Here is a 3,607-nt window from a genome sequence, read left to right on the forward strand (position 1 = left end):
CTCGGCCGCGATGACTTCGAGGACATCCTCGAGAGTCAACGGTTCGAAGTAGAGGCGCGTTGAGACGTCGTAGTCCGTGGAGACGGTTTCCGGGTTGCAGTTGACCATGACGGTCTCGTAACCGGCCTTGCGCAACGCCATGGAGGCGTGGACGCACGAGTAATCGAACTCGATGCCCTGGCCGATGCGGTTCGGTCCCGAACCCAGGATGATGACGGAAGGCTTGGAGTGCAGGCCGACCTCGTCCTCCTCGTCATATGACGAGTAGTGGTACGGGGTGTAGGCGGCAAATTCAGCGGCACAGGTGTCCACCGTCTTGTAGACCGGACGGATGCCCAGGGCCTGCCGGACGCCGCGGACAACGGCCTCCGGGTTGTGCGTCAGGGCGCCGATCTGCTCGTCCGAGAAACCGTGGCGCTTGGCGTTGCGGAGCATGTCATCCGTCAGGGCGCCGGCCTTGCGGATCTCGTGGGACATTTCGTTGAGCAGCTGCAGCTGGTCGAGGAACCACGGATCGATCTTGGTTGCGGCGTAGAGTTCCTCAACCGAGGCGCCGCCGAGCAGGGCGCGCTGGACCTGGTGGAGGCGGTCCGTCGTCGGGCGCTTGGACTTCTCGATGAGTTCCGGAACTTCCCATTCGGGAACGTGGCTGAAGTCCAGCTGCGAGCCCTTCTGCTCGAGGGAGCGAAGGGCCTTCTGCAGGGCTTCCGTGAAGTTGCGGCCCATGGCCATGGCTTCACCGACGGACTTCATGGTGGTGGTCAGCGTGTTGTCCGCGGCCGGGAACTTCTCGAACGCGAATCGCGGAACCTTGACGACAACGTAGTCGAGCGTCGGCTCGAACGATGCCGGAGTCTTCTGCGTGATGTCGTTGGGGATCTCGTCCAAGGTGTAGCCCAGGGAGAGCTTGGTGGCGATCTTGGCGATCGCGAAGCCGGTGGCCTTGGAAGCCAGCGCCGAGGATCGCGAAACCCGCGGGTTCATTTCGATGACGACGACGCGTCCAGTGTCCGGCTCGATGGCGAACTGGATGTTGCAGCCACCTGTGTCGACGCCGACTTCGCGGATGACGGCGATGGAGATGTCGCGCAGCCTCTGGTACTCGCGGTCCGTCAGGGTCAGGGCCGGGGCAACCGTGATGGAGTCGCCCGTGTGGACACCCACCGGATCGAAGTTCTCGATGGAGCAGACAACAACGACGTTGTCGTTCTTGTCGCGCATCATCTCCAGCTCGTACTCTTTCCAGCCGAGGATGCTCTCTTCGAGCAGGACCTCGGAGGTGGGGCTGTACTGCAGGCCCTGGCCCACGATGCGGCGCAGGTCGTCCTCGTTGTACGCCAGGCCCGAGCCCAGGCCGCCCATGGTGAAGGATGGGCGGACAACCATCGGGTAGCCGAGGTCTTCCGCCGCAGTCAGTGCTTCATCCATGGTGTGGATGATGTGGCTGCGCGCCGACTCGGCGCCGCAGCGTTCCACGACGCCCTTGAACTTTTCGCGGTCCTCGCCGAGTTCGATCGCGGCAATGTTGGCACCGATGAGTTCGACGTTGTACTTCTCGAGCACGCCGTTCTTGTCGAGCGCGATGGCCGTGTTGAGGGCCGTCTGTCCACCCAAGGTAGGCAGGACGGCGTCCGGGCGCTCCTTGGCGATGATCTTTTCCACTACCTCCGGGGTGATGGGCTCCACGTAGGTGGCATCGGCGAACTCGGGGTCCGTCATGATGGTGGCCGGGTTGGAGTTCACGAGGATGACGCGCAGGCCCTCCTCTTTGAGCACCCGCAGGGCCTGGGTTCCGGAGTAGTCGAATTCGGCCGCCTGGCCGATGACGATCGGGCCGGACCCGATAACGAGGACGCTCTTGAGATCTGTACGCTTTGGCATTACTTGGTGTCCTCGTTCTTCGCGGAGTTCGATGTCTGAGTGTCGGTGCCCTGTGCGGCGTCCTGGCCGTTCTTCGTGCTCTCCATCAGCTCGATGAAGCGGTCGAAGAGGTAGGCGGCGTCGTGCGGTCCGGCCGCGGCTTCGGGGTGGTACTGGACCGAGAAGGCCGGAATGTCGAGGCAGGCGAGTCCTTCGACGACGTCGTCGTTGAGGCTCACGTGGCTGACCTCGACCCGGCCGAAGCGCTCTTCCGGAGCCATGGTGGCACCGTCCATGGGAGCGTCGACGGCGAAGCCGTGGTTCTGCGAGGTGATTTCGACTTTGCCCGTGCGGCGGTCCATCACCGGCTGGTTGATTCCGCGGTGGCCGTACTTGAGCTTGTAGGTACCGAATCCGAGGGCGCGGCCCAGGATCTGGTTGCCGAAGCAGATTCCGAAGTACGGCAGCTTCTCATCGAGCACGGACCGGAGCAGTTTCACCTGGCATCCGCCGTGGCGGGGTCGCCGGGGCCGTTGGACATGAAGAAGCCGTCAGGGTTGACTGCCTTGACGTCTTCCAGTGTTGCGGTGGCCGGCAGGACATGGACACGTACGCCGCGTTCGGCGAAGCGGACCGGGGTCATGGCCTTGATGCCAAGGTCGATCGCGGCGATGCTGAATTTCGGCTCGCCGTCCCAGCCATGGTCCGCGGGCTCGACGACGTATGCTTCGTCGATGCTCACTTCTTCGGCCAAGCGGGCACCTTCCATGGGTGCGCTGGCCAGGACGGTGTCCAGGAGCTCCTTGTCGGTGGCCTGGGCTGCCTCGCCGGAGAAGATTCCGGCCCGCATGGTCTTGTGCTCACGCAGGTGCCGGGTGATGGCGCGGGTGTCCACGGCCTGGATGCCGACGATGCCCTGTTCGACGAGCTCTGCGTCGAGGCTGCGCTCCGAGCGCCAGTTCGATGGGCGGCGCGCGGCGTCGCGGACCACGTAGCCGGCCACCCAGATGCGGCGGGACTCGGCGTCTTCTTTGTTCACACCGGTGTTCCCGATATGCGGAGCCGTCTGGACCACCAGTTGGCGGGCGTAGGAGGGGTCCGTAATGGTTTCCTGGTAGCCGGTCATACCGGTGGCGAAGACCGCCTCGCCCAGGGCCACGCCCGTGGCGCCGTAGCTGCGGCCGCGGAACGTGCGGCCGTCTTCGAGGACCAGCACTGCCGCGGAGGACTCTGCTGGGTTGGTATTGCCTGTCACTGCGTTGGTGTCCGTCACTTTGTTACTTTCCACTATCGGCATCTGCCTGGGGGGCTGCAGAGATCAAATCTTGAAGTGCTTCGAGGAGCGGTTGCTTGTCAGCGGCGCGCCTGGGCCTGAATCCGGTATCGAGTTCGTGTTCTCCAAGCATCCAGCTCAAGACCACGAGTCCATCCTTCTCCACGAACTTGCCTGCCATTCCGTTGGCGCTGCCGCAATCGGTCACGGCTTCCGCCGGAACGAACAATGGTGAGGTCCCCTTCCGGTCGAAGAGGATGCCTTCCGGATGGACGCTCATTTCCGCGTTGCCGCGGAAGCCAAGCCCGTGGACGGCCACCCGGTCGAGCCAGTCTCCCGCCGTCGTCGTGGCCACATACTGCCCTTCAGCCACAATGCCTGCCGGGCCGAGCGGTTCAGGTACATCCGGAAGCTGCCCGAGGCCGGCCTGCCGCTTGAGCCTGCCGCGCCAACCTATCGCAATGAGTCCGGCCG

At 64.2% G+C, this 3,607-nt stretch carries 2 protein-coding genes and 1 pseudogene; all 3 read right to left on the reverse strand.

Annotation, left to right across the window (positions count from 1 at the left end; all coding sequences use genetic code 11):
* On the reverse strand, positions 1 to 1,881 hold a 1,881-nt coding region (carB, locus tag AHiyo1_RS15785; RefSeq protein ID WP_084784536.1), incomplete at its 3' end, for a carbamoyl-phosphate synthase large subunit.
* Positions 1,881 to 3,157: pseudogene (carA, locus tag AHiyo1_RS15790) on the reverse strand (glutamine-hydrolyzing carbamoyl-phosphate synthase small subunit). The gene carB and the pseudogene carA, both read right to left, overlap by 1 nt.
* Positions 3,138 to 3,596 carry a PH-like domain-containing protein gene (locus tag AHiyo1_RS15795; RefSeq protein WP_253257416.1) on the reverse strand — a complete coding sequence of 153 codons (459 nt, stop codon included), beginning with the start codon at positions 3,594 to 3,596 and terminating at the stop codon, positions 3,138 to 3,140. Before AHiyo1_RS15795 ends, carA begins: the two are co-directional and overlap by 20 nt.
* Between the last annotated feature and the right edge of the window lie 11 nt (positions 3,597 to 3,607).

Source organism: Arthrobacter sp. Hiyo1, assembly GCF_001263615.2.
Lineage (GTDB): Bacteria > Actinomycetota > Actinomycetes > Actinomycetales > Micrococcaceae > Arthrobacter.